Genomic DNA, 24,728 nt, shown 5'->3' with positions numbered 1-24,728 from the left:
AACATAAAAAGTTATACATTAGCACACTATTAAAACCATTCATATAATGAAAAACTATGCAATTGCAGGCGTTGCACTTCTATTAGCAGCAACTTCCTGTCAAAAAAAAGAAACTCTATCTTCAGGAATTTCACTTAAAAACATGGACACTTTGGTGAAACCTGGTGACGATTTCGGAAAATTTGTAAACGGAAATTGGATTAAAAACACACAAATTCCAGCTGATAAAGCATCCTATGGTGCTTTTGATATGCTTGTAGACCAATCTCAAAAAGATGTAAAATCAATCATCGAAGAAGCAGCAAAAGGAAACAATGTCCAAGGTAGCGACGAACAAAAAATTGGGGATTACTATGCTTCTTTTATCGATAGAAAAACACGCGACAGCAAAGGAATAGAACCTATCAAACCTGAGCTAGCAAAAATCGATGCCATCACAAACTATAACGAACTGGCTTCTTACTTTGGTCGTGCCAACCGTTTAGGCTTAAATGTTCCCTTCAGCATTTCGGTTTATACTGATTTTCTTGACCCAACAAAATACACAGCCATCACATGGCAAGGTGGTTTAGGGTTGCCTGACAGAGATTATTATTTATCCACTGATGCTAAGATGGCTGAATTGCGTGCAAAATACGTAGCACATGTAGAAGCCATGCTTACGTTAGCTGGAATGGAAAACCCTGCTGAAAAAGCAAAAACAATTATGAATCTAGAAACTACGCTAGCTTCGAGCCACATGAAAAAAGAAGACACCAGAGATATCGTTAAGTTAAACAATCCATATCCTGTAGAAAATTTAAAAACACTTATGCCTGATTTTGATTGGTCAGCTATGTTAACCCAATCGGGTTTTGATAAAGAAAAGAAAGTGGTAGTAACACAAGTTGATTATACCAAAAGTCTGAACAACATAATCAAAAACACACCTATAGATACTTGGAAAACATTCCTTAAATGGGGAGTAATCAAAAATGCAGCTACTAGCCTAACAACTGAAATCGACAAACAGAACTTTGAGTTCTATGGTAAAGCCATGAGCGGAACCGAGAAACAACAGGAAGATTGGAAGCGTGCAGTAAACAGAGTAAATGAAGGTTTAGGGGAAATCGTTGGAAAAGTGTATGTGAAGAAACACTTCTCTCCTGAAGCTAAAGAGCGAATGACAGTATTAGTCAACAATCTTTTAAAAGCCTATGCTGAAAGCATTAAGAAATTAGACTGGATGAGCGATGCCACCAAAAAAGAAGCACTTAAAAAAGTGGATAAGTTTATGGTAAAAATTGGATACCCAGACAAGTGGAGAGATTATTCAAAACTTACTATTGACAAATCTGATTTATACGGCAACACCGCAAGAGCAACCGAGTTTGAATACCAACGCAATCTTGACAAACTAGGAAAGCCTGTTGACAGAAGCGAATGGGGTTTAACGCCTCAAACAGTAAACGCCTACTACAATCCTTCATTGAATGAAATCGTATTCCCGGCAGCTATTTTACAACCGCCTTTCTTCAATATGAATGCTGATGATGCCGTAAACTATGGTGGAATTGGAGCAGTTATCGGTCACGAAATTGGTCACGGTTTTGATGACCAAGGAAGTACTTTTGATGGAGAAGGTGTAATGAAAAACTGGTGGACACCAGCCGATTTAGAAGCATTCAAAGCAAAAACAAATGCCTTGGTTGAACAATACAATGAATTCAAAGTATTCCCAGATTTAAATGTCAATGGTGCCTTTACTCTAGGGGAAAACATCGGTGACCTTGGTGGATTAAGTATCGCGATTAAAGCCTACAAAATGTCTTTGAATGGAAAAGAAGCGCCGGTTATGGATGGCTATACTGGTATCCAACGTGTGTTCCTAGGCTGGGGACAAGTATGGGCAGAAAAAACAAGAGATGAAGCACTACGTACTCAAGTAGCAACCGACCCACATTCACCAGCGCAATTCAGAGTAAACGGTGTGGTGCGAAACGTACCTGAATTCTATGAAGCATTTGACATCAAACCAACAGACAAATTATACCTTGCTCCTGAGAAGAGAGTGAAAATCTGGTAATCGTTTTTAGTACAAATAATAAAACCCAATCTTAGCGTTGGGTTTTTTATTTTACCTTCTTTTCCAAATAAATAGGAAAACCATTTTTTTACTACATTTATAAAATCTAATCCATTCCAAATGAAAAAATTATTCTTCGTTTATTGTCTTTGCTATTCTCTAGTAATAGTTGCACAAGACACCTACATCCATTGTGGTAAATTAATAGATACCCGAAACGGAAAAGTCCTAACAAGTAAAACCATTGTAGTCTCTGGCAAAAAAATAAGCAGAATAGAAAATGGATTTAGCACTCCAACTTCTCCCGAGGATAAAGTAATTGACCTAAAAGACAAAACAGTAATGCCGGGTTGGATAGACATGCACGTACATATAGAAGGAGAAACCAGTCCGACTCACTATTTAGACGGATTTACTCTTAACGATGCTGATGTAGCATTCGATTCACAAGGATTTGCTAAAACAACACTCATGTCTGGTTTTACAACAGTAAGAGATTTAGGTGGAAGTGGTGTAAATGTAGCTTTACGAAATGCAATTAACAGAGGTAAAGTTATTGGTCCAAGAATCTTTACAGCCGAAAAAGCACTCGCCAGCACAGGCGGTCATGCCGATCCAACCAACGGGTATCGAAAAGACCTTATGGGAAATCCTGGTCCAAAAGAAGGAGTGGTAAACAGTATTGATGATGCACGACAAGCAGTAAGACAACGTTACAAAAACGGAGCCGACTGGATTAAGATAACTGCAACTGGAGGTGTGCTTAGTGTAGCTGCTAATGGTGCCAATCCGCAGTTCACCCAAGAAGAAATTGAAACCATAGTAACTACTGCCAAAGACTACAACATGAAAGTAGCCGCTCATGCACATGGCGATGAAGGCATGCAACGCGCAATTAAAGGCGGTGTAAAAACCATAGAACACGGAACCGAAATGAGCGAAGCCACAATGGATTTAATGATTAAATACAATTGCTATCTGGTGCCAACACTTTCTGCCGGCAGATATGTTGCCGAAAAAGCTACCATACCAAATTATTATCCTGCAGTAGTAGTCCCAAAAGCATTAACCATCGGTCCAAAGCTACAGCAAATGTTTGCCAAAGCATATAAAAAAGGAGTACCTATTGCCTTTGGTACCGACGCTGCTGTATTTCCACATGGGGATAATGCCAAAGAATTCATTTACATGACCGAAGGAGGCATGCCTATGATAAAAGCCATCCAAACAGCTACCGTAACCAATGCGATGCTATTGGATAAAGACAAAGAAATAGGAGTTATCGAACCGGGTTATCTGGCCGACATCATCGCTACAGATGGCGACCCAACCATAGACAGTAATGCAGTAACTAAGGTAACCTTTGTAATGAAAGAAGGTGTAATTTATAAACAAAATTAACTACTCCTTCACAAACCGTCCTATTCTATTCCCAACTTTCAACAAATAAACGCCAACTGGCAATGCCCCAACGTTGATACTGTTAGCAGTTACTTTTTCACAACGCATTTCACGACCCGTTAAATCATAAACTGCTACCGCAGTCTGGTCTTCTAAGGCAGTTGTTTCAAAATGCAACGCATTAGTAACCGGATTAGGATAAAGCACCAAAGCTCTTGAAGTCAACTCATACTGAGGATTAGACAATACTTGAAATTGAAATTGAGCACTCACAGGTATATGGTCTGAAGTAGTTCCTAAATAATTAGGAATAATAGCATTAGAACTCACAGGCACTTCCTGAACAACACTATAAGGAACATAATTACCCACCAACTCATTAGACATCATAATATTTTCAATAATTGGTCGATTTACATACGTATCAAAAATATTTTGGGTAAGTCCAGTATAATTAGCCGTGTCGTCCATAAAGTTTTTATAAGGCGAATTAGTACAACTACAACTCGTGCTGAAAGTTCCTTGTAAAAAATCATTGAAGTCCCCAATAAAAAGCAGTCGGTCTGCATTATAATTCGAACCATCTAAAATAGCTTTCAACCCTTCCGAACCGCCCAACCTGCGCGTATAACTCGTTGGGTTGCCATCTTCAGCTTTAGCATGTATATTAACAATCGTTAAAGGTTCTATCCCACTTTCAGTAATCAAATTTACTTTATACAACGCAGGATAGCGACCACTCGACCAGTTATAGTAATACGAATTCCCTTGAGCATCATTACCATTGTTCAATAAAGTCGAGCTTACCAATTGCACCCGATTTTTTTTATAAATAATACCCTGTCGCTGGTCACAATCATCGGTAGTAGAAGGAACAATAGCACCATCCCAAACATCACTTCCCAAAAGATTTACCAACGAGGCTATCGTAGGATAAGCTATAGAATTCGTAACCTCTTGCAAACAATAAATATCCGAATTCATAAATTGCATTGCAGTAACTACATTGTTCAATTGCAAAGTTTCATCGGTTGGCCCAAAACTGGCACAGCCCAACCATTGTGTATTCCAATTGGTAATCTTAAAAACACTCATGTTCGGATTGGGCGCCAACTGGCCCGTTACCTTCACGTTTTTGATTTCCCAGGTAGCACTTTGGGTGTTACTGCTTTGGTATCGAAAAGCAATGCGTGTAGTAGCCGATTGCGCTGCCTCAGGAATTACCAAAAACCCCGAGTTTATATAACCCCAAGCAAAGGAAACATTTTGATTAAACCCCGTAAGTTCTACCCATTGTGTGGTACTTACATCTCCCGTATAATCTGCAGTAGCATACGCCTTATACCAACCTTCGGCCACACCAACATTGAGCACCGAAGCACTTCCACGGGTATGCCTGAAACTAAGCGTTACATTATCCGCTTGTGTCAGGTTCATGGTAGAGCTGATAAGCCAATTGTCGTTGGCATAGTTTTGCCCGGCAACATAGCCTGTACACACAGCACCATACGACGAACTGAAAGTCCAGTTTTGGTCTCCCGTTACGCTTACCGGTGTAAAGGTGTTATAGCTAGCTTGAGTTAATAAGGTTTCATCAAGGATAGTGAGTTGAGCAACCGTTAAGTTGAAACTTAATCCAGTAAGAACAAGTAAAATAAGAGTTCTGATGTGGTTTTGCATTTTGGTTTGTTTGGTTTTATTGATAGGACCTAATTTAAGATGTATTAAATTTTAGATTTCTTTTATTCCAATATTTTTGAAAAAAGTAAAAGTACCATCATAAATTAATGATGGTCTAGTGATATCTTCATCATTTCCGCATGGTATGTAAATTATCATTCCCTGCCTTGCTCTAGTTAATAAAACTCTATAAGAATTTATTAAATATTTTATTCTCTCTGAGTTTTCATTTTTTTTCCAAGTTGTTCCTGTAAATTTTTTATAATTCCATCTTTCTTTATTATAAAAGAAATCTCCGTCCCAAGCAACACAAGTCCAATCTAATTCTAAACCTTGAATATCAAATTCAGTAGCAACTTCTTCTAAAAAAAATGATGAACGAATATCATCTTTATCATTTAGAAACCAAATTGGAGCATTAATTTTTGCTTTAACATTTAAACCAAAAGGTCTTAATCTAATTGCTCCGGATGAAGCAATTATTCCTGTTCTTTCATTTCCTCTTGCTTTCTTTTTTAACCAATTTTTTGCTTTATCTAAATCCCTTGTTATTCTTATTGGATAATCTTTTTGAATGTAATCTGTATATATATATTTTGATTTTTCTAAATTATTATTAATAATTTCTTGAATAAAATTTGATAATTGAGCACTTCTAAAAGATCTTAATGAAACTGAAAGATGTAATTCATCTTTTCGTTCTGCTTTTTTATTTTTTAAAATTTCTAATGCTTTTTCATCTTTAATATAATTATCGTCATCTACAATTTTTGAGGAATAATATATGTCCCAATCTTTAAAATTATTTTCAAAAGGTCTTATCCATTCTTCTAAACCAGCTTCACCTGTATTTATTTCTTGTCCACCGCCAATCAAACATACTATTGTACACCAATCCTTATGTCTGTCCATTACTTCAATTAAAAACTCAGGTTCAGATTTATTAAACTCTGAATTTCCTTTATTTCTTTTCATAAAACTCGATGCTTGTTCTTTTGTCCAAGCTCTTTGAGCCTCATCGAATATTGTTACCTTCTCAATCGGTGCTTTGTCATCTCTTAAAGATGCATCTCTAAAATGATGAATATTTTGTATAAATGATTTAACTTGAGATTTTGCATTTTCCTTTGATAAATTTTCCCCATTTTCTTTAGCAGTTTTTACTTTATCTCTTGCTAATGCTTCTCGTAAAACATCAACCAGTGGCCCATTTCCTGAAAGGAAAACTGCATGTTCTTCCTCTTGATAATTTGAACGCAAGTTTGCAATATCCAGACCAGCAAGTGTTTTTCCTGCGCCGGGAACACCTGTTATAAAACAAATTGTTTTTCTTGAATTGATTTTAGAATAATCAATAATTTTTGAGATACATTTTGATGTAACTGCTAAATTTTCAGCACCGGCATCATGCCTAGTAATGTCTTCAACTTTATGATTTTTATATAATGCAGTTGCTGCTTCAATAATAGTTGGAGTTGGTTTGTAAATTGAGTTTTCCCAAAAATAAACATCAATTTTCTTTTCGGATTTTAAATCATTTAAAATGAGCTTTATTACCCCTTCTAAATTTGATGAGTTAGCACAAACTACGTTATATAGTCCATCAATATTTTTTGAAATTACATTTTTAACTGATGGTGCATCACTAGATACTAATATTGGTATAATGTTTTGGTTATGACTTCCTTCATGAAAATTATTTAAATCTAGACCATAATTAAAAGCTTGCTCTTTTGCATAACTATCATAAATTTCAGAACCAATTTTAAATTCAACAACAAAAATACAGTTGTCAATAATTAAAATATTGTCAACTTTCTTACCCATTCTTGGAATAGTAAATTCAAAATAAATTTTTCCCTTAAAGGATGAGATAGATTTTTTTAATATTTCAATTTGCTTTTTCCATGCATTTGATTGCTGTTTTTCTTGTCTGTTTAAATCATAATTTCCTGAAATTTTGCCAAAAATTGAAACGGAATCTTCTTTTAGAAACTCATCAATAGAGCCAGAATAATATGCCCTATTCATCGAATAAATCTTTTATTTTAACGTCAAGTGCTTTTGCTAGTCTTTCAACAACTTCTATAGAAACATTACGTTCTCCTTTTTCGATTGTTGGCAAATAAGTTCTATCAACCTCAGCCAAGTTGGCTAACTTTTCTTGTGATAACCCTTTTTGCTTACGCAATTCTTTTATTCTATTTCCGAATTTTTGCTTAATATCCATATAAGCAAATTTTAGAAAATGTAGACTTTAAAACAACGGAGTATAGTCGGGATTATTCCTTAATTTTTTTCTAAAATAACTTTAAGGTCGGTTCTAGTTCCTATGGAGATGTTGATTTTTTGGGTTTGGGTTTTGTAGCCTGCTTTATTTATGGTTTTATTTGCTCATCAAACTTGAAGCCTGACACGAGCGAAGCGACTGGCGAAGCAAACTTGAAACTTGAAACCCGAAACTTGAAACAAGCGAAGCGACTAGCAAAGCAAACTAATTTTTAACCTTCGAAAACAACCAATCATAAATAGCATCCTGGTGAAACTGGCGTTCCACATTGCCATGATTCCCGTCTTTAATAACCGTAAATTGAGTATCGGCATCGGGATTACAGGCTTTAATAGCATCATATACTTTTTCCGATTCACTCATTTTTACAATAAAATCTTTATCGCCATGAATTAGCCAAGTGGGTATAGTCGCCAATCGGCAACCATCGGCCGTGTTACCACCACCACAAATCTCAACTGCAGCAGTAATTTTTTCAGGATATTTCCCCGCAAAATGCATCGTTCCATAACCGCCTAAACTCATACCACACACATAAATGCGCTTCGTATCTACTTTATAATTGGCTTTCACATATTCCAAAACCTCCAACACCTTATCCGGGTTCCACGAACCACTCGCCAATTGTGGCGCTACCACAATAGCAGGAATGGTTTTCCCTCTATCCATAGCATACAAAACCCCATAACGACGCACGCGGTTAATATCCGTCCCCGATAAACTTTTCCCATGAAGAAAAATAAGCAACGGTTGCGCTTCTTCCTTTTCAGGCACATTAATCCAAAAAGGATAATCAGTTTTCCCTTTAACAACCTTCAATTGCGAAAACCCAACATAACCCAAAAACAAAAAAACAATCCAATACTTTCTCATAAAATCTATTATCTATTTTTCAAAAAAATCCTCTCCTTTTGAGTGAGCCAAAATCTTGCTTCTTGTTTCTTGCCTCTAACCTAAACCCCAACCACCTCAACACTCTGAAGATTCAAAGCCTTCAGCAAATACCGTTCACCATTCACCACTTCATAAAACCGAACCCCAGCTACGGCTATGGTTACAACACCACTTGGCGGCAATTCATTCGGCGTCATTACAAAATCAGTAACCGTACTTTGAGCATCAAAATACTGCGGCGTACTCATGAAAATTTGGGAAGGCAAAAGTAAGTCATCTAAAGCCATTATACCAAATTGCAACTCCATTATAGCAGCACTTTTAGGGAAATCTGAAGAATTGATATCAAAATCCGTCACTTCCAAGGAATAAGTCGAAGGATGATAAACCAACCTTCCGGGCAAAACAGCACGCACACTTTTCTCTGTAAACCCAAACCGTTGCAACAACAATTTCCCTTCATCAGTAGTCAATCCAACCCCAACCTTCCGTTCACCTCGCACCGAAACCTCATCACAAACCTTTACTTTTTGAAACAAACTCATCATTCTGCCATGTAAAGTCGTATCGTTATAACTCCCAAAAAAGGGAAACAACAAATCTTTAAATTTTTTCTTAAATCGAGATACATCCCCAAACTCTCCTCCATTTTCTCGAACACGAATCATTGAAGGTAGTTTTTTAATTTTTTCTCTTGTAAATCCTCCGCCCGCTTTTCGGACACAGTTTTTCCCTTTTCGTACATAAAAATTGAGTCCATCAATGGTCCCAACTAATGTTACAATTCCTTTTTGTTTAGCCATAATTGTTGTATTAAGTTAGTATTCTTATTATTTATAACGTATATATAGCGTATATATAACGTGTTTATGACGTATATATAACGTATAATAGTAAAGATAAAGATACTAAAAATTCATTCTAAACAAAGAATATCTATAAGATTTACAGCCATTTATATCAATACTGCTCCCAGTTGCATCGAGAAATAAAAGAGTTACTATTTTTTTTAGTATGTTTGATAAACCATAATAAGCTTTAGCCTATGAAACCATTCCGCTTCAAACAGCTACTATTGAACCTGCTTGCGCTAGCTGCAATGGCTACTACATCAGCCCAAATCAGCATCTCCAACACCGACGAATTGGCAAAAATAAAAGACGGCACAACCTACATTGCCATGAAAGATCCAGCTTCACCAAAAGCGGCAGCCTTTGTAGCAGCCGCCAAAAAATACTGGACATTCTCAAAAATAGAATGCATCGCCTATAAAGAAGTAGAGCAACACATTCAACCCAACGCCAGTTTCATCACCATTGGGGGTAAGATGTCAAGCAGCAACAGCCCAACCGCCAACACCGAAACCCGTGTATTCCTAGAACTTTGGACTACCAACGGCAAGTACACTTACGACTCAAAAAAACGCCGTCACTTCAACCAAGCCGACAAAATAAGCCTCGCTACCTTTGAATTATTCCCAGATTACCTTACCCAAGCCAACCCAAGCTCACTCTACCGCATAGACTATGACGCCAGCGGACACCTTAAAAATTGGGGTGATGGAGTATTTGGCAACATGCTTCAAATGCTTTGCACCTCACTTACTGTCGGGCAAGTACGCGAGTACAAAGAAGAGTTTATGGACACCAACGAAGTAAAAGCACTAGCAAGCACCACGCTTTACCTACCCGATTATGTGTTGACCAAGTTCTCTAAAAACTCTGGAGACGAAAGCAAAAAGTACGAGGAGAAAGAACTCTTAGCCGATTATCCTTTTTCATATAAGGTGGTCAGCATTGAGGAACTAAACACTAAAATCAACACTTCCGACACTAATATTTATTATTTACTATTAATCAAAAGCGGCAACGACCACTTTGTTACTGTGACTAATTCTAAAACCGGATTGATAGTCTATAGCAATTTTTCGGGTTCAGGTTTTAATTTAAAAGCATCCGACCTTAAAACATTAGCAAAAGCAGCAGGCAAATAACCTTACCCCTATTAAAAACACCGTTATTGATTAATAAAACTAAATTTATTAACCAGTACCCCTATTTTTTTAAACACTAATTATAATTATTTATATTTTTTAATATCTTTACCCCATAATTTTTAGGGTTAAAAAATAGTAGTTATAATTATGGCTTTAGAAAAACGCTGGATTACTTCATTCATCATTATCACTTTAGTAGCATTTTTAGGGTTGTTTTGGCCACATCAAACCGCAGAAAACAACACTTTGTTTAATCCCGAAGACACCATCAATTTCGCCGATGTTGCTTGGTTACTAACAGCTTCATGCTTAGTGCTACTGATGACACCCGGTCTTTCATTCTTCTACGGAGGTATGGTAGGCAAGAAAAACGTGATTTCTACCATGCTAAAAAGTTTTATTTGTTTGGGTGTAATCGGTTTGCTTTGGGTGGTTGTTGGTTTCTCACTCTCTTTTGGCGAACCGATAGGACCAACCATCAATGGCGTTCACTATGGAATCATTGGCAACCCTACTGATTTTGCCTTCTTTGACTTTGTAGATACACATCCTCATAAAAACTTAGCCTCGTCTATCCCGTTCATCCTTTTTGCCTTATTCCAAATGAAATTTGCCGTGATTACTCCTGCTATCATCACCGGCGCACTAGCGGAACGCATCCGCTTCATCTCGTTCTTATTGTTTATTTGTTTGTTCTCCATCTTCATTTATGCGCCTTTGTGTCACATGGTGTGGCATCCTAATGGTTTGTTAGGAAGTTTCTTTGGCGTAAAAGACTTCGCTGGTGGAACCGTGGTACACATCAGTGCAGGTTTTGCTGCCTTAGCGGGTGTACTGGTACTGGGCAAACGTAAAAACAGCGAACACATCCCAACCAATATCCCGTTTGTACTTCTTGGTACAGGAATGCTATGGTTCGGATGGTTTGGTTTCAATGCTGGTTCGGCACTAGCAGCGAATGCTACTGCAGCCATGGCTTTTGCCACCACTACCATTGCTTCATCAGCAGCCATGCTAACCTGGGTTTTCCTTGACCGATTGAACGGTAGAAACGTATCGGCATTAGGTGCTTGTATCGGAGCCGTAGTTGGGTTAGTAGTGATTACACCTTCGGCAGGATTTATCACCATTCCCCAAAGTATCTTCTTCGGATTCATTGGCGCCATCATTTCTAACAAGATGGTCTATTGGAAAAAGCTAAAAGAAATAGACGATACCCTAGATGTTTTTGCTTGTCACGGTATCGGTGGAATAGTAGGCATGATATTGACAGCCATCTTTGCTCAAGGCGAAAACGCAAGTCTATTACACGGTGGCTTTGGGGTATTTGGTCATCACATGCTAGCGTTGTTATTGGTTTCTGTTTTCACTTTTGGCGGTGCCTACCTTTTATTCCGATTAACCAACAAGATTATTCCGTTGAGAGTTACCGAAGAATCAGAGCAAATAGGACTTGACTTATCACAACACGGAGAACAGTTTTAAACGGTTATTCCTTATTACCTTTACTATCTAAAAAGAACTTCTTATCTTTAAGGAAACTTTTTGGTTATGAAAAAATACATTTTCCTGTTGCTTATCCTTTCGGCTTGTGGTTCTAAAAAAGACATTCCACTAACCGAAGAACAAAAAATAGACAAGTTCCTAAACGATTGGCACAAAGCAGCCGCTACTGCCAACTTCAACAACTACTTTGAAGCCTTCACCGAAGACGCTATCTTCATTGGAACTGATGCTACCGAAAACTGGAACAAAACCGCCTTTCAAGCTTTTGCAAAACCCTATTTCGACAAAGGAAAGGCATGGAACTTCACCGCATTAGAACGTCACATCTTTTTCAGTACAGATAAAAAAATGGTATGGTTCGATGAACTACTGGATACCCAAATGAAGATTTGCCGTGGCTCAGGCGTTTTAATAAAAACCGACCAAGGTTGGAAAATAAAACACTATGTCCTTTCTATGACCATTCCTAACGAAAAAGTAGAAGATGTAGTGGCTATTAAAAGCGCTATTGAAACCCAACTAATAAAAGATTTGCAGAAGAAGTAATCTTTTTTATCAATCCGTAAAACCATATCAGCTTCTTTCTCGTATATGAATGAAAGAAAGCAACATAAGATATGGATATCAATAAAAAAATAAACTGGTTGTACAGCACAATACTATTCTTATTAGTATCGTCATTATTTATCGGAGTGGTGTTTATATCTAAACTTTCAACTTTTTAGATACTGATTTTTCAATTATACAAGGTTTGGTTAGGTTTGTTTTGATTGAAAAGAAAGCGCTGTAATTTAATAGTTACAGCGCTTTCTAATTTATTTTAGGTTTTCCAACATCTCAATGGTCATGCTTGCCAAATCAAATTGATGCTTCCATTGCCAGTCTTCTCTAGCGTTGCTATCGTCAATAGAGGCAGGCCAACTGTCGGCAATCTTTTGACGGAAGTCAGGTTTATAAGTAATGGTAAAGTCTGGAATGTGTTTTTTAATCTCGGTAGCTATTTCTTTTGGAGTAAAACTAACTCCCGATAAATTATACGAAGAACGTATTTTAATTTTATCCTCATCGGCTTGCATAATCTCAATCGTTGCTCTGATAGCATCGTCCATATACATCATAGGCAGGGCTGTATCCTCAGAAAGGAAACATTCAAAAGCGCCATCGCTCAAAGCTTTGTGGTAAATGTCTACTGCATAATCGGTTGTTCCTCCACCAGGTTCAGTAGTCCAACTGATTAAACCTGGATAACGAATACTTCGAACATCAACACCATATTGCTTGTTATAATACTCACACCAACGTTCTCCCGTTTGTTTACTGATACCATAAACCGTTGTGGGTTCCATGATGGTATATTGAGGTGTGTTGATTCTAGGTGTAGTTGGTCCAAAAACCGCTATACTCGATGGCCAGAATATCTTTTTAATCTTTCCGGCTTTGGCTAAATTCAACACGTGAAACAACGAGTTCATATTCAAATCCCAAGCAAAGGCTGGGTTCTTTTCAGCAGTTGCAGATAACAATGCCGCCATCAAATACACATCGGTAATTTGATATTGCTCAATCAAATGCTCAATTTGATTATAATCTAAAGCATTAATTACTTCAAAAATACCATTATTGACCACATCGTTGTTCAGCTTTCTAATATCGGAAGCCACAACGTTATCAATTCCATAAATATCTCTTAATTTATGTGTTAGCTCGGTTCCAATTTGACCACAAGCTCCAATAATCAGTACTTTTGTTTTCATAGTGTTGTTAAATAAAGTGCAAAGATAACGTTTTCGTATATTTTGAATAACTAAAAACACTGCGTATTTTTAGCAATCTTATAACATTAAGACTACGGTAATTCTAATTACCTTTGTACTTTTGTATTTCAAATCATTTATAAAAATGTCGAAAAAAATAGTTGTTTTTATTACTTCAATGTTGTTATTAGTTTCATGTATCGATGAAAAAGAACAACGTAAATTAGAGCAAGAAAAAGAACAACAAAAACAAGAGCAAGTATTCAACATCATTAATAAAAACTGGAATTTTAGTGGTCGTGCTATGAATGCTAGTTCATTGACCTTGACTAAAAATTGGGCTGAGTGGAGAATGTTTCTTAACGAACTAAATCAAAAACCTAAAAGCAGTATCGGCGCTTTTAAGAAAAAGGCAAAAATACTTTCGCAAAAAGCCTCTGAATTGAACAATAACATACCAGCTACATACAACAAACCAGAAGTTAAAAGCAGAATTTCTGCTATTATCACTAAAATAAACTCGTTGAATTTATTCATCAATTTAAAAACAATCCCTGAAAAGAAGGTTATTGCACTTATCCCTGAAATAAACGAAGAAATTCAATCATTACAACTTCAATTTGCCGAAATAGATCAAAAGAATCAAATTAAAATGGAAGATGGTGAAGCAGACATGATTAGAATGCTTGACACTACTCGTGCCATTCCTTCAAGTAATCCAGAACCCGTTCAAGTAAAAACTCCTGAGCAAATTCAATCTGAAAAAAGACTGAAAGAAATAAGAGAACGACGTAAATCACTAATTCCAAAACCATAAGTTTGAAATCTTCATCGCTTTTTGAAACCTATGAACATTCGGCTAAGATAAAATCGCTAGCTGAAAGTATTGGTGTAGAGCAAACCAAAGTGCATTGCAAAGGTTTGATGAATTCGGCTACCTCAATTGTCATTCAAAGTGTATTTAAAAAAGCGGATAAACCTTTTCTGTTATTATTCAACGAAAAAGAAGAAGCAGCTTATTATCTGAACGATTTAGAACAAATGCTTGGTCAAAACGATGTGCTGTTTTATCCGAGTTCCTATCGTCGTCCGTATCAAATTGAAGAAACTGATAATGCAAATGTTTTATTGCGCTCGGAAGTTTTAAATAGAATCAATTCGAGAAAAAAACCAGCGATAATCGTTTCGTATCCAGAAGCAATTTTTGAAAAAGTTGTCACCCGAAAAGAGTTAGACAAAAACACTTTAAAGATTAGTGTTGGCGACCAAGTTTCGATTGATTTCATCAATGAAGTGCTTTTTGAATACGAATTCAAACGTGTAGATTTCATCACTGAACCGGGAGAATTTTCAGTTCGTGGTGGAATTGTAGATGTTTTTTCGTTTTCAAATGACAATCCCTATCGTATAGAGTTTTTTGGAAACGAAGTGGATAGTATCCGAACGTTTGATGTAGAAAGTCAGTTGTCTATTGACAAACAAAATAAGATTACCATTATTCCAAATCTAGAAAATAAATTCATTAAAGAAAATCGTGAGAGTTTTTTAGAGTACATCAACGATAAAACCGTTTTATGGATTGAAAACACTGAGGTTTTAGTAGCACAATTAGACAAATTGTTTGAAAAAGCAACCGAAACTTTTGAAAAACTTTCAAAAGAAATAAAACATGCTTCGCCAGAACATTTGTTTTTAAATAGTCAAGTATTTTTAAAACAAGCCTTGAATTTTTCGGTTGTTGAATTGTCAAATACTGCTTTTTTTAAAGCACAGAAAACATTTGAATTTCATCTGCAACCGCAACCTTCGTTTAACAAACAGTTTGACTTGTTGCTGAACAATTTGAGTGAAAACCATTTTAACGGAATCACTAATTTTTTGTTTTGCTCTAATGATTCTCAAGCCAAGCGTTTTCATGATATTTTTGAAAGTATAGACGAAGAAAACCACGAAGACATTCGCAAACAATATCATACTATTGTTCAACCTTTATATCAAGGTTTTATAGACGAAGAACATCAGATTGCTTGTTATACAGACCATCAAATTTTTGAACGTTATCATCGTTTCAACATCAAAAATGGTTATTCTAAAAAGCAAACCATTACTTTAAAAGAATTGAATTCCCTAACCGTTGGAGATTATGTAACGCATATTGACCACGGAATAGGAAAGTTCGGCGGCTTGCAAAAAATACAAGTCGAAGGCAAAACACAAGAAGCCATCAAACTGGTTTATGCCGACAATGATATTGTATATGTGAGTATTCATTCGCTACATAAAATTTCTAAATACAACGGAAAAGACGGAACGCCACCAAAGATTTACAAATTGGGTTCCAATGCATGGAAAGCATTAAAACAAAAAACCAAAGCCAGAGTTAAACACATTGCATTCAACTTAATTCAATTGTATGCCAAACGTAGATTGGAAAAAGGTTTTGCTTTTGCTCCAGATAGTTATCTCCAAAAAGAATTAGAAAGTTCCTTTATTTACGAAGATACACCCGACCAAATCACAGCAACAGCCGATGTAAAAGCCGACATGGAAAAAGACCGACCAATGGACCGATTGGTTTGTGGTGATGTTGGTTTTGGAAAAACCGAAGTTGCCATTCGTGCAGCATTCAAAGCAGTTGATAATAGTAAACAAGTTGCGGTTTTAGTGCCAACAACCATTTTAGCGTATCAACATTACCGAACGTTTAGTGAACGATTAAAAGACATGCCAGTTAACATTGGTTACCTCAACCGATTTAGAACAGCAAAGCAAAAAAAGGACACTTTGGAAGCATTAGCCGAAGGAAAACTGGATATCGTTATCGGAACACACCAATTGGTTAATAAAAATGTGAAGTTCAAAGATTTAGGCTTACTTATTGTTGACGAAGAACAAAAGTTTGGTGTAAACGTAAAAGACAAACTCAAAACTATTGCCAATAATGTTGATACCTTAACTTTAACAGCAACACCAATTCCAAGAACACTTCAATTTTCGTTGATGGCAGCTCGAGATTTATCAGTAATTACAACCCCACCGCCAAATCGATATCCAATAGAATCGCAAGTGGTTGGTTTTAATGAAGAAATCATTCGCGATGCTGTTTCGTATGAAATTCAACGAAATGGACAAGTGTTTTTCATCAATAATCGCATCGAAAACATCAAAGAAATTGCAGGAATGATTCAACGATTGGTTCCCGATGCTCGTGTTGGTATTGGTCACGGACAAATGGAAGGCAACAAGTTAGAGGAAATAATGTTGAGTTTCATGAACGGTGATTTTGATGTTTTGGTCGCTACAACCATCATCGAAAGTGGTTTGGATGTGCCAAATGCAAATACTATTTTCATTAACAATGCTAACAATTTTGGACTTTCTGATTTACATCAAATGCGTGGTCGCGTTGGAAGAAGTAATAAAAAAGCTTTTTGTTATTTTATTTGTCCGCCATATTCTGCCATGACTGATGATGCCAGAAAACGTATTCAAGCATTGGAACAATACAACGAATTAGGAAGTGGTTTTAATATTGCGATGAAGGATTTAGAAATTCGTGGCGCTGGTGATTTGCTTGGCGGTGAACAAAGTGGTTTTATAAATGATATTGGTTTTGAAACCTATCAAAAAATCATGAACGAAGCCATTGAAGAATTGAAAGAAAACGAATTCAAAGAACTTTATGAAGAAGAAAACAATAAGGAAACCAAACAATTCGTCAAAGAATTACAAATCGACACTGATTTTGAGTTGCTTTTCCCTGATGAATACATCAACAATGTTAACGAACGATTGAGTTTGTATAACGAATTAGGAAATTGTAAAAATGAAGAAGAATTAAGCGCTTTTGAAAACAAACTGATTGACCGTTTTGGGCCATTACCAAAAGAAGCAAAAGCCTTGTTGAATAGCATCAAAATAAAATGGATTGCTACTAAAATGGGTATTGAAAAATTAGTCATGAAACAAGGAAAAATGATTGGCTATTTTGTTTCTGACCAACAATCAGATTATTATTCTTCCAAAGCATTTACCAAAGTATTGCAATTTGTTCAACAACACGGAAACATTTGTAAAATGAAAGAGAAAGAAACCAAAAACGGTTTGCGTTTGCTTCTAACTTTTGAAAATGTAAAATCGATTAATAAAGCGTTGGAATTGATGGCACTATTGAAATAAAAAAACCACTCAAAAGAGTGGTTTTTTATATAAATTATTCTCTAATTACATTTTCAAAATCTTGAAGTTTTTCTCAACTTCGTTAAATCTTACTTTGAAGAAATAAGTTCCTGAGGCAAACTGAGATAAATCAACATTAGATTCTAAAGCTTCTAGCTTTTTAGTAAATAATTTTCTGCCTTCAATATTATAAACATCTATTTCTGTAATAGTTGTGTTTGATTTTAAAGTAACACTATTATTTGTTGGGTTTGGATAATAAGTAAAATCGATAAAATCATTAGAATTGATTCCTAAAGATTGCTGACATGAAACTGTTGCTCTCCAACCAATATCAGTTACATACTGATCAGAAAAAAACTTAACTGTTAAAGAACCATCTGTAGCCGTTGAAGTTACAGTTCCTGGAGAATTTGTTCCTGTATAACCTGATCCACCATTAAACTCAGGATAGGTATCATTAGGACCGTTATAAATATATAAAAAGTCGTATGTGTCTTCTAATGCGAAAGCCGTAAAAGCTATTCTTATGGCTTGATTTGGTAAATTAGGCATAAATACTCTTGTAAATGACTCCATGTCCGAATAATTACCTCCTATTCCTCCTGTATCTGTAAACAGCATTGTCCCACAATAATTACCAGCTGTAGCTAAAATTTTAGTTCTATTAGTAGGAGTAATTCCTAAGCATACAGGTCTTATAGTAATTCTATAGTAAGTGTTTGGCAACAACCCTGAAACTGGATAATTTGGTTGTGTTACTGGATTCCAAATTTCAGCAGAACTTAGGGGAACAACTGAAATTTGCCATTGGGTAACTGAAGGTTCTAAATCCTCCCATGTGATAGTTGCTGACGTTTCAGTAACATTTATTGTTTGAATATTAACAACTGTATTGATGCATGTATTAATACAATTTGTACTTAGACAGGATTTACTATTAACTGAATTCACAATTACTGTCGAAGGTTGAGGTCCAAAACCATTTGCAAAGCTAATTCCAACTCCACTTATTAAATGACAGTAACTCATAATTGTTCCTTTTACTGTTGTTGAAGGTATTGGTCCTGTAGCACAATTTCCTTCTGAATAACCGGCTTGCTGACCACATCCATCAATAGCTGTATTATTTCCATTCCAAGCACAAGCATGGGTATGTCTAGAACCTAAAGAATGTCCAAATTCATGAGTTATAACCTGCACTGTCCAAGAATAATTAGGAACCGTTGAAAAAGAAATACCATTCAAGTCGGAATAAGCATAATTAATTGATCCACAAATAGAATTAAGGAAAGCAACTCCTCCTAGACCTCCTGGATCAACTCCAACAAGCATTCCTACATCACCATTAAAAACAGGTCTATTTTGAGCAAAAGCTTCTAAATAGTCACTTGATGCAGTCCCAACTCCTTGATATGGATCTAAACTTGTCCAAATGTATATTGATTTTAATGCTGTGGTAACTCCATCATTGTTAAACAAAGTTTGAACGTTATTAAATACTGAAGTCATCCAATTTGTTGCTGTAGTAGTGTTACTGCTATTACTCTGAAATAAATTATAATCTATTTCAAAATAGAAAGTCACACATTTAGCTGTGTTAACTTCTCTGTTTAATGTTGAAACTTCATATGGTTTATCATCGTCTTTTACATGACAATCAAAATCATTAAGAACTTTCAAATTTGCATCTGAATAAACTATATAGTCACTTTGATTGTTTGCCTTATCAATTTTTCCAACTACAATATTCCCTAATTCATTTGAAGAAAAAATTCCATTAAATTCTCCTTTGAAAAAATTGAATGCCGAAACTGAGTTAGGATTTCCGTTAATTATACCTCTATAATAAACCCCTTTTTGGTAAGGAATATTTATACTTTTATCCGTATCAACTCTGAAATCCTCGGCAAATGGATCAACTCTGTACAATTGGATTTTGAAATTTTGATTTTCATAGGGAATTTCAAGTTCAATAAATTCAAATTGACCTGCAGCAATTTGATTTATTTTTGATAAATCAACTTTTGCTAAAGTAGCATTAGTCACAGCTTTATCAATATCTGTTTTTGAAATTGATGTATCGACTGTAAGGACTGAAATTGGGGTGAATTTTGTATTCTCTTTTTGAAGTTCATCTATTTTTGAAGCAATTTTATTTTGTGCAAAAAAATTTGAAAAACACAAAACAAATAGAATAAGTAGGTTTTTTTTCATAATAAAATTTTGTAAAGGCGTAAAGTTATTGAAATAAAAGAATAAAAAAATTTTTTAAATAACTTTTAATACCATTTCAATCAAAAAATATAAAAAGCATCTATCAGATGTTCAATATTATAGCCATTATCTTCTTTATTTATTGCAATAATATCAAAGCGTGCATTTACATCTAAATCATTTGAAATAATATATTCATTTACTGCTTTAACTAAAAGTTGGATTTTTTTTGGTTTTACAAAATCTTGTGGTAATCCAAAATCAATACTCGAGCGCGTTTTTACTTCAACGATAGCAAGAATATTTTCTTTTTGGGCAATAATATCAATTTCAGCTTTTTGAAAAGTCCAATTGGTTTCTAAGATTTCATAGCCATTTTTTCGTAGATATTCTACAGCCATTTCTTCCCCAAATTTTCCTAGTTCATTATGCTGAGCCATTATTCAAACGTAACTTTGCTTTCTTCGGCGGTAACTTCCATAGTAATAGTTTTACCCATTATCAATGCACGATTATCCTGAATATGTCCTGCTGGAAAATTATATATAATCGGGATTTTTAAATCTTTGGTAATTTCTTCAATGATTTCAAATGCATTTTTCCCCCAAGGAATTTCATTGTCATTCATTTTTGTCATTCCGCCAACAATAATTCCTTTTAAACTTTCCAAACAACCATTACGTTTCAAGTTGAGCATCATTCGGTCAATATGATATAAATATTCATCCAAATCTTCTATAAAAAGAATTTTATCAGTGCAATCAATTGCCGATTCTGAACCTAACAAGCTGTATAAAATGGATAAGTTTCCTCCAACCAATTCGCCTTTAGCAGTTCCAACATGATTTAAAATATCACAATCAAATTGATAGCTTAACGGTTCGCCAAACAAAGCTTTCCGTAAACTATCTTTGGCTTCAGTCGTAGCTCTTGGAATAGAAATTGGCATAGTTCCATGAATCGATTGAATTCCCATTCGGTTCAAATGACTGTGTAAAACCGTTACATCACTAAACCCAACAATCCATTTTGGGTTTTGTTTGAATTTGGTGAAATCTAACATATCAATAATTCTAACCGTTCCATATCCGCCACGAACACACCAAATCGCCTTTATGTTTGGATTATCCATTTGTTCCTGAAAATCGGCAGCACGTTGCGCATCCGTTCCTGCCAACTGATGATAATCTAATCCGATTGTTGAACCTATTTTAACTTTTAATCCCCAAGATTCCAATAAATCAATTGATGGTTTTAAATTATCTTCAAGATTTTTTCGAGCTGTAGAAACGATGGCAACGGTATCGCCTTTTTGTAGAAACGGAGGTGTAATCATCTTTTTTTGGGAATAAGAAGAAATTGAAATAATTGAAATTAAAAAAAGTAATCTTTGTATCAAATCAATTTTATCATTTGAATTAGCTGATTCAAAAGTAAACAAAATCTAATTAAAATTCGTGTATTCGTGGCTATTGCTTATTTTTGCCTACAATTTGAATTTATTTCAATTTTTTATGCTAGAAAATCCAAAAAGATATACAATTACGGCAGCTTTGCCATATACCAATGGTCCAATTCATATTGGTCATTTGGCAGGTGTTTATGTTCCAAGTGATATTTATGCGCGCTATTTGCGTTTACAAGGAAAAGATGTTGCATTCATGTGTGGAAGTGATGAACATGGCGTTGCCATTTCGATGAAAGCCAAAAAAGAAGGCATTACACCACAACAAGTAATCGATAAATACGATGGAATTATCCGCAAATCTTTTGAAGATTTTGGAATTTCGTTTGACAATTATTCTCGTACTTCGGCAAAAATTCATCACGATACGGCACAAGAATTTTTCAAAAAGCTTTATGAAAAAGGCGATTTTATTGAAGAAGTAACCGAACAATTGTATGATGCCAAAGCTGACCAATTTCTAGCCGATAGATTTGTTACAGGAACTTGTCCAAAATGTGGAAATCCTGAAGCGTATGGCGACCAATGTGAAAAATGTGGTTCGACTCTAAATGCAACCGATTTAATAAATCCAAAATCAACCATAACAGGTGAAACTCCAATTGTAAAAGAAACCAAACATTGGTTCTTACCTTTAGATAGATATCAAGATTTTTTGGAACAATGGATTTTGGTTGACCATGCCAAAGATTGGAAAGTAAATGTTTTGGGTCAAGTAAAATCATGGTTAGACGATGGTTTAAAACCTCGTGCTGTTACTCGTGATTTAGATTGGGGAATTGATGTTCCGGTTGATGGTGCCGATGGAAAAAAATTATACGTTTGGTTTGATGCGCCAATTGGATACATTTCTGCTACCAAAGAATGGGCTGCACGCGAAGGAAAAAATTGGGAAGATTATTGGAAAAAAGAAGATACAAAATTGGTTCATTTCATCGGGAAAGACAATATTGTTTTCCATTGCATTATTTTCCCAGCGATGCTGAAAGCCGAAGGAAGTTTTATTCTTCCTGATAATGTTCCTGCTAATGAATTTTTAAATTTAGAAGGAAATAAATTGTCAACGTCTAAAAATTGGGCGGTTTGGTTGCACGAATATTTAATTGATTTTCCAGAAAAACAAGATGTATTGCGTTATGCTTTGACGGCAAATGCTCCCGAAACCAAAGACAATGATTTTACTTGGAAAGATTTTCAGGCGAGAAATAATAATGAATTGGCTGCTGTTTATGGAAATTTTATCAATCGTGTGGTGGTTTTAACCAATAAATATTACAACGGAATTATTCCAATGCCAAATGAATTTACTGAAGTTGACGAACAAACTTTGGCTGAATTAAAAGCTTATCCTGCGGTGATTTCTTCTTCTATAGAACGTTATCGATTCCGTGAAGCACAAGTAGAATTGATGAATGTGGCACGACTTGGAAATAAATATTTAGCCGACGAAGAACCATGGAAAATGGTAAAAGAAAATCCAGAACGTGTAAAAACACAAATGTTTGTAGCGCTTCAAATTGCCTCAGCATTAGCCATATTATCGGAACCATTTTTACCTTTTACTGCTAAAAAATTGTGCAACATATTAAATATAAAACCAAATCATTGGAATTTAGATTTTAACGATTGGAATTTAGTAAAAGCAGGCCATCAAATTAATCAAGCTGAGATTTTATTTGCTCAAATTGAAGATACCGAAATTCAGAAACAAATAGACAAACTAGAAGCTACTAAAACCGCAAACGCTATGGAAAATAAAGTAGTTGAACCGCAAAAAGAAACTTCAACTTTTGATGATTTTACGAAACTTGATTTACGTGTTGGAACCATTTTAGAAGCTGAAAAAATGCCAAAAGCAAACAAGCTTTTAGTGCTGAAAGTAGATACAGGAATGGATGTTAGAACCATCGTTTCGGGAATTGCGGAACATTTTTCTCCTGAAGAAGTGGTTGGAAAACGTGTTACGGTTTTAGTCAATCTTGCACCAAGAGCTTTACGCGGCGTTGAAAGTCAAGGAATGATTTTGATGACCAACGATGCTACTGGTAAACTAGTTTTTGTAAATCCAGATGCTGATGGTGTTGATAATGGCGCGACAATTAGTTAATTGATGATGACAAAAAAAATAATCGCTTTTGATGCTGATGATACACTTTGGCATAACGAACCTTATTTTGACGAAGCGCAGGAACGTTTTTGCGAATTGTTTCAAAACTATGCCAGCAAACAGGAAATTCTTCAGTTGATTTTAACCCATCAAGTAAAGAATTTACCATTATATGGTTTTGGTATCAAGGCGTTTACCTTGTCCATGATTGATTCGGCGTTAGAACTTACCAATGAAAAAATTTCGGGAGATGGCATTCAAAAAATAATCGATATCGGTAGAGATTTACTCCAAAAACCAGTTGAATTGTTGCCCAATGTGGAAGAAGTTTTAGAAAAGCTAAAAGGAAAATACAAACTGGTTGTGGCTACCAAAGGCGATTTGAAAGACCAACATCGAAAACTGCACGACTCCGGAATTGGACCTTATTTTCACCATATTGAAGTGATGAGCGACAAAAAAGACATTGATTATCAAAAAATGTTGCAGCGCTTAGAAATCAATCCAGCCGATTTTACCATGATTGGAAACTCTTTGAAATCAGATGTTTTACCGGTTTTAAATATTGGCGGTCATGGCATTCACATTCCGTATCACACTACTTGGGAATACGAAAAAATTGATTTCGAAATTACTCATGAAAATTTTAAAGCTTTAGAAAACATCAATCAAGTGGTTGATTTGTTCTAAAAAAAGTAAGTCCAGTTAGCGCCATCACTAATCACGATTACTGTTTTTAGCGTACCGCTTCCTGGCATATTTAATGGCGAAGTAGTTGCAGTATTAGAGTCTTTGGCAAAAAAATTACCCCCAAAAGTATAAATCTGAGCCGTAATTGAATTAGAAATGTTTCTTAACACATAAATTCTACCTGGAACACTTGCTGCATTCGGCAAAATAAACTCAGGACTTCCCGAAAGTGGTGTAAGTGATATATAAACTCCGTCATTAATAGCTGTAGCACTTCCTGATGGCCCGCCATTCAAAGCGCCCGAACCTGTTACTAAAGCATTAGCAATTCCAACTTCTCGAACATTCAAATTACCATTAATGTCTAGTGTACTTAATGGTGTAGTTGTGTTAATTCCAACTTGCGAAAAACAAAAACTCGTAGCGCAAAAAGCTAGTATTAAAACACATAGGTTTGTAATTTTGTTCATGTTTTGATGGTTTT

Annotated in this window: 19 protein-coding genes; 9 read left to right on the top strand and 10 right to left on the bottom strand. The window is 35.5% G+C overall.

The genetic code is table 11. The annotated features are described in order from the left end of the window. The first annotated feature begins 46 nt into the window (after positions 1–46). Positions 47–2,065 carry a M13 family metallopeptidase gene (locus RN605_RS10795; RefSeq protein WP_313324703.1) on the top strand — a complete coding sequence of 673 codons (2,019 nt, stop codon included), beginning with the start codon at positions 47–49 and terminating at the stop codon, positions 2,063–2,065. Between the two features lie 120 nt (positions 2,066–2,185). Next, on the top strand, positions 2,186–3,466 hold the full coding sequence (locus RN605_RS10790; RefSeq protein ID WP_313324701.1) for an amidohydrolase family protein: 1,281 nt from the start codon (positions 2,186–2,188) through the stop codon (positions 3,464–3,466). On the opposite strand, the gene RN605_RS10785 is transcribed toward RN605_RS10790, so the two are convergent. The 5 genes from RN605_RS10785 to RN605_RS10765 form a co-directional block, all read right to left on the bottom strand. Then, on the bottom strand, positions 3,467–5,146 hold the full coding sequence (locus RN605_RS10785) for a T9SS type A sorting domain-containing protein (RefSeq protein ID WP_313324699.1): 1,680 nt from the start codon (positions 5,144–5,146) through the stop codon (positions 3,467–3,469). A gap of 51 nt (positions 5,147–5,197) precedes the next feature. Then, on the bottom strand, positions 5,198–7,177 hold the full coding sequence (locus RN605_RS10780; RefSeq protein ID WP_313324697.1) for a DUF2075 domain-containing protein: 1,980 nt from the start codon (positions 7,175–7,177) through the stop codon (positions 5,198–5,200). Continuing rightward, positions 7,170–7,376, bottom strand: a complete 207-nt coding sequence (locus RN605_RS10775; protein ID WP_313324695.1) for a helix-turn-helix domain-containing protein — start codon at positions 7,374–7,376, stop codon at positions 7,170–7,172. The genes RN605_RS10780 and RN605_RS10775 overlap by 8 nt, the downstream gene beginning before the upstream one ends. 264 nt (positions 7,377–7,640) lie before the next feature. Continuing rightward, complete coding sequence (locus RN605_RS10770; protein WP_313324693.1) at positions 7,641–8,309, bottom strand: carboxylesterase family protein; 669 nt, start codon at positions 8,307–8,309, stop codon at positions 7,641–7,643. Positions 8,310–8,389: 80 nt separating this feature from the next. Then, positions 8,390–8,998 carry a hypothetical protein gene (locus RN605_RS10765; RefSeq protein WP_313324691.1) on the bottom strand — a complete coding sequence of 203 codons (609 nt, stop codon included), beginning with the start codon at positions 8,996–8,998 and terminating at the stop codon, positions 8,390–8,392. Positions 8,999–9,375: 377 nt separating this feature from the next. Here RN605_RS10765 and RN605_RS10760 point away from each other — a divergent pair, with 377 nt between their 5' ends. The 3 genes from RN605_RS10760 (at position 9,376) to RN605_RS10750 (ending at position 12,378) form a co-directional block, all read left to right on the top strand. Then, a complete protein-coding gene (locus tag RN605_RS10760) occupies positions 9,376–10,323 on the top strand; it encodes a hypothetical protein (protein WP_313324689.1) in 948 nt (315 codons plus the stop codon). Between the two features lie 150 nt (positions 10,324–10,473). After that, complete coding sequence (locus tag RN605_RS10755; RefSeq protein ID WP_313324687.1) at positions 10,474–11,811, top strand: ammonium transporter; 1,338 nt, start codon at positions 10,474–10,476, stop codon at positions 11,809–11,811. Positions 11,812–11,877: 66 nt separating this feature from the next. Beyond that, the gene (locus RN605_RS10750) at positions 11,878–12,378 is read left to right on the top strand and encodes a nuclear transport factor 2 family protein (protein ID WP_313324685.1); all 501 of its coding nucleotides are present in this window, start codon (positions 11,878–11,880) and stop codon (positions 12,376–12,378) included. 269 nt (positions 12,379–12,647) lie between these two features. Here RN605_RS10750 and RN605_RS10745 read toward each other — a convergent pair whose 3' ends face one another. Beyond that, positions 12,648–13,586: an L-threonine 3-dehydrogenase gene (locus RN605_RS10745; protein WP_313324684.1), complete on the bottom strand. Its 939-nt coding sequence runs from the start codon at positions 13,584–13,586 to the stop codon at positions 12,648–12,650. A 145-nt stretch (positions 13,587–13,731) separates the two neighbouring features. Here RN605_RS10745 and RN605_RS10740 point away from each other — a divergent pair, with 145 nt between their 5' ends. Both RN605_RS10740 and mfd read left to right on the top strand, forming a co-directional pair. After that, on the top strand, positions 13,732–14,403 hold the full coding sequence (locus RN605_RS10740; RefSeq protein WP_313324683.1) for a hypothetical protein: 672 nt from the start codon (positions 13,732–13,734) through the stop codon (positions 14,401–14,403). 107 nt (positions 14,404–14,510) lie between these two features. Then, the gene (gene mfd / locus RN605_RS10735; protein ID WP_394853510.1) at positions 14,511–17,765 is read left to right on the top strand and encodes a transcription-repair coupling factor; all 3,255 of its coding nucleotides are present in this window, start codon (positions 14,511–14,513) and stop codon (positions 17,763–17,765) included. A gap of 45 nt (positions 17,766–17,810) precedes the next feature. Here mfd and RN605_RS10730 read toward each other — a convergent pair whose 3' ends face one another. The 3 genes from RN605_RS10730 to RN605_RS10720 form a co-directional block, all read right to left on the bottom strand. Then, on the bottom strand, positions 17,811–19,982 hold the full coding sequence (locus RN605_RS10730) for a M12 family metallo-peptidase (protein ID WP_313324680.1): 2,172 nt from the start codon (positions 19,980–19,982) through the stop codon (positions 17,811–17,813). Positions 19,983–20,062: 80 nt separating this feature from the next. Beyond that, positions 20,063–20,422: a YraN family protein gene (locus RN605_RS10725; RefSeq protein WP_313324679.1), complete on the bottom strand. Its 360-nt coding sequence runs from the start codon at positions 20,420–20,422 to the stop codon at positions 20,063–20,065. Further along, entirely contained in the window at positions 20,422–21,318 is an 897-nt protein-coding gene (locus RN605_RS10720; protein ID WP_313324677.1) for a S66 peptidase family protein, read from the bottom strand. The genes RN605_RS10725 and RN605_RS10720 overlap by 1 nt, the downstream gene beginning before the upstream one ends. A gap of 178 nt (positions 21,319–21,496) precedes the next feature. Here RN605_RS10720 and metG point away from each other — a divergent pair, with 178 nt between their 5' ends. Together metG and RN605_RS10710 are read left to right on the top strand one after the other, a co-directional pair. Further along, complete coding sequence (gene metG / locus RN605_RS10715) at positions 21,497–23,554, top strand: methionine--tRNA ligase (protein ID WP_313324676.1); 2,058 nt, start codon at positions 21,497–21,499, stop codon at positions 23,552–23,554. Between the two features lie 6 nt (positions 23,555–23,560). Then, on the top strand, positions 23,561–24,244 hold the full coding sequence (locus RN605_RS10710) for an HAD family hydrolase (protein ID WP_313325833.1): 684 nt from the start codon (positions 23,561–23,563) through the stop codon (positions 24,242–24,244). Here RN605_RS10710 and RN605_RS10705 read toward each other — a convergent pair. Beyond that, entirely contained in the window at positions 24,241–24,714 is a 474-nt protein-coding gene (locus RN605_RS10705) for a hypothetical protein (RefSeq protein WP_313324674.1), read from the bottom strand. The genes RN605_RS10710 and RN605_RS10705 overlap by 4 nt on opposite strands. Positions 24,715–24,728: the final 14 nt, after the last annotated feature.

The sequence above is a fragment of the Flavobacterium sp. PMTSA4 genome (assembly GCF_032098525.1).
Lineage (GTDB): Bacteria > Bacteroidota > Bacteroidia > Flavobacteriales > Flavobacteriaceae > Flavobacterium > Flavobacterium capsici.
Note: the sequence above shows the minus strand (reverse complement) of the source record. Positions and strands in the feature narration are given on the sequence as shown.

Excerpts from the sequence above, each read along its gene's own strand:
- RN605_RS10795 (WP_313324703.1), top strand. The coding sequence starts at position 47 with ATGAAAAACTATGCAATTGCAGGCGTTGCACTTCTATTAGCAGCAACT.
- RN605_RS10790 (WP_313324701.1), top strand. The coding sequence starts at position 2,186 with ATGAAAAAATTATTCTTCGTTTATTGTCTTTGCTATTCTCTAGTAATA.
- RN605_RS10785 (WP_313324699.1), bottom strand. The coding sequence starts at position 5,146 with ATGCAAAACCACATCAGAACTCTTATTTTACTTGTTCTTACTGGATTA.
- RN605_RS10780 (WP_313324697.1), bottom strand. The coding sequence starts at position 7,177 with ATGAATAGGGCATATTATTCTGGCTCTATTGATGAGTTTCTAAAAGAA.
- RN605_RS10775 (WP_313324695.1), bottom strand. The coding sequence starts at position 7,376 with ATGGATATTAAGCAAAAATTCGGAAATAGAATAAAAGAATTGCGTAAG.
- RN605_RS10770 (WP_313324693.1), bottom strand. The coding sequence starts at position 8,309 with ATGAGAAAGTATTGGATTGTTTTTTTGTTTTTGGGTTATGTTGGGTTT.
- RN605_RS10765 (WP_313324691.1), bottom strand. The coding sequence starts at position 8,998 with ATGATTCGTGTTCGAGAAAATGGAGGAGAGTTTGGGGATGTATCTCGA.
- RN605_RS10760 (WP_313324689.1), top strand. The coding sequence starts at position 9,376 with ATGAAACCATTCCGCTTCAAACAGCTACTATTGAACCTGCTTGCGCTA.
- RN605_RS10755 (WP_313324687.1), top strand. The coding sequence starts at position 10,474 with ATGGCTTTAGAAAAACGCTGGATTACTTCATTCATCATTATCACTTTA.
- RN605_RS10750 (WP_313324685.1), top strand. The coding sequence starts at position 11,878 with ATGAAAAAATACATTTTCCTGTTGCTTATCCTTTCGGCTTGTGGTTCT.
- RN605_RS10745 (WP_313324684.1), bottom strand. The coding sequence starts at position 13,586 with ATGAAAACAAAAGTACTGATTATTGGAGCTTGTGGTCAAATTGGAACC.
- RN605_RS10740 (WP_313324683.1), top strand. The coding sequence starts at position 13,732 with ATGTCGAAAAAAATAGTTGTTTTTATTACTTCAATGTTGTTATTAGTT.
- mfd (WP_394853510.1), top strand. The coding sequence starts at position 14,511 with ATGAATTCGGCTACCTCAATTGTCATTCAAAGTGTATTTAAAAAAGCG.
- RN605_RS10730 (WP_313324680.1), bottom strand. The coding sequence starts at position 19,982 with ATGAAAAAAAACCTACTTATTCTATTTGTTTTGTGTTTTTCAAATTTT.
- RN605_RS10725 (WP_313324679.1), bottom strand. The coding sequence starts at position 20,422 with ATGGCTCAGCATAATGAACTAGGAAAATTTGGGGAAGAAATGGCTGTA.
- RN605_RS10720 (WP_313324677.1), bottom strand. The coding sequence starts at position 21,318 with ATGATTACACCTCCGTTTCTACAAAAAGGCGATACCGTTGCCATCGTT.
- metG (WP_313324676.1), top strand. The coding sequence starts at position 21,497 with ATGCTAGAAAATCCAAAAAGATATACAATTACGGCAGCTTTGCCATAT.
- RN605_RS10710 (WP_313325833.1), top strand. The coding sequence starts at position 23,561 with ATGACAAAAAAAATAATCGCTTTTGATGCTGATGATACACTTTGGCAT.
- RN605_RS10705 (WP_313324674.1), bottom strand. The coding sequence starts at position 24,714 with ATGAACAAAATTACAAACCTATGTGTTTTAATACTAGCTTTTTGCGCT.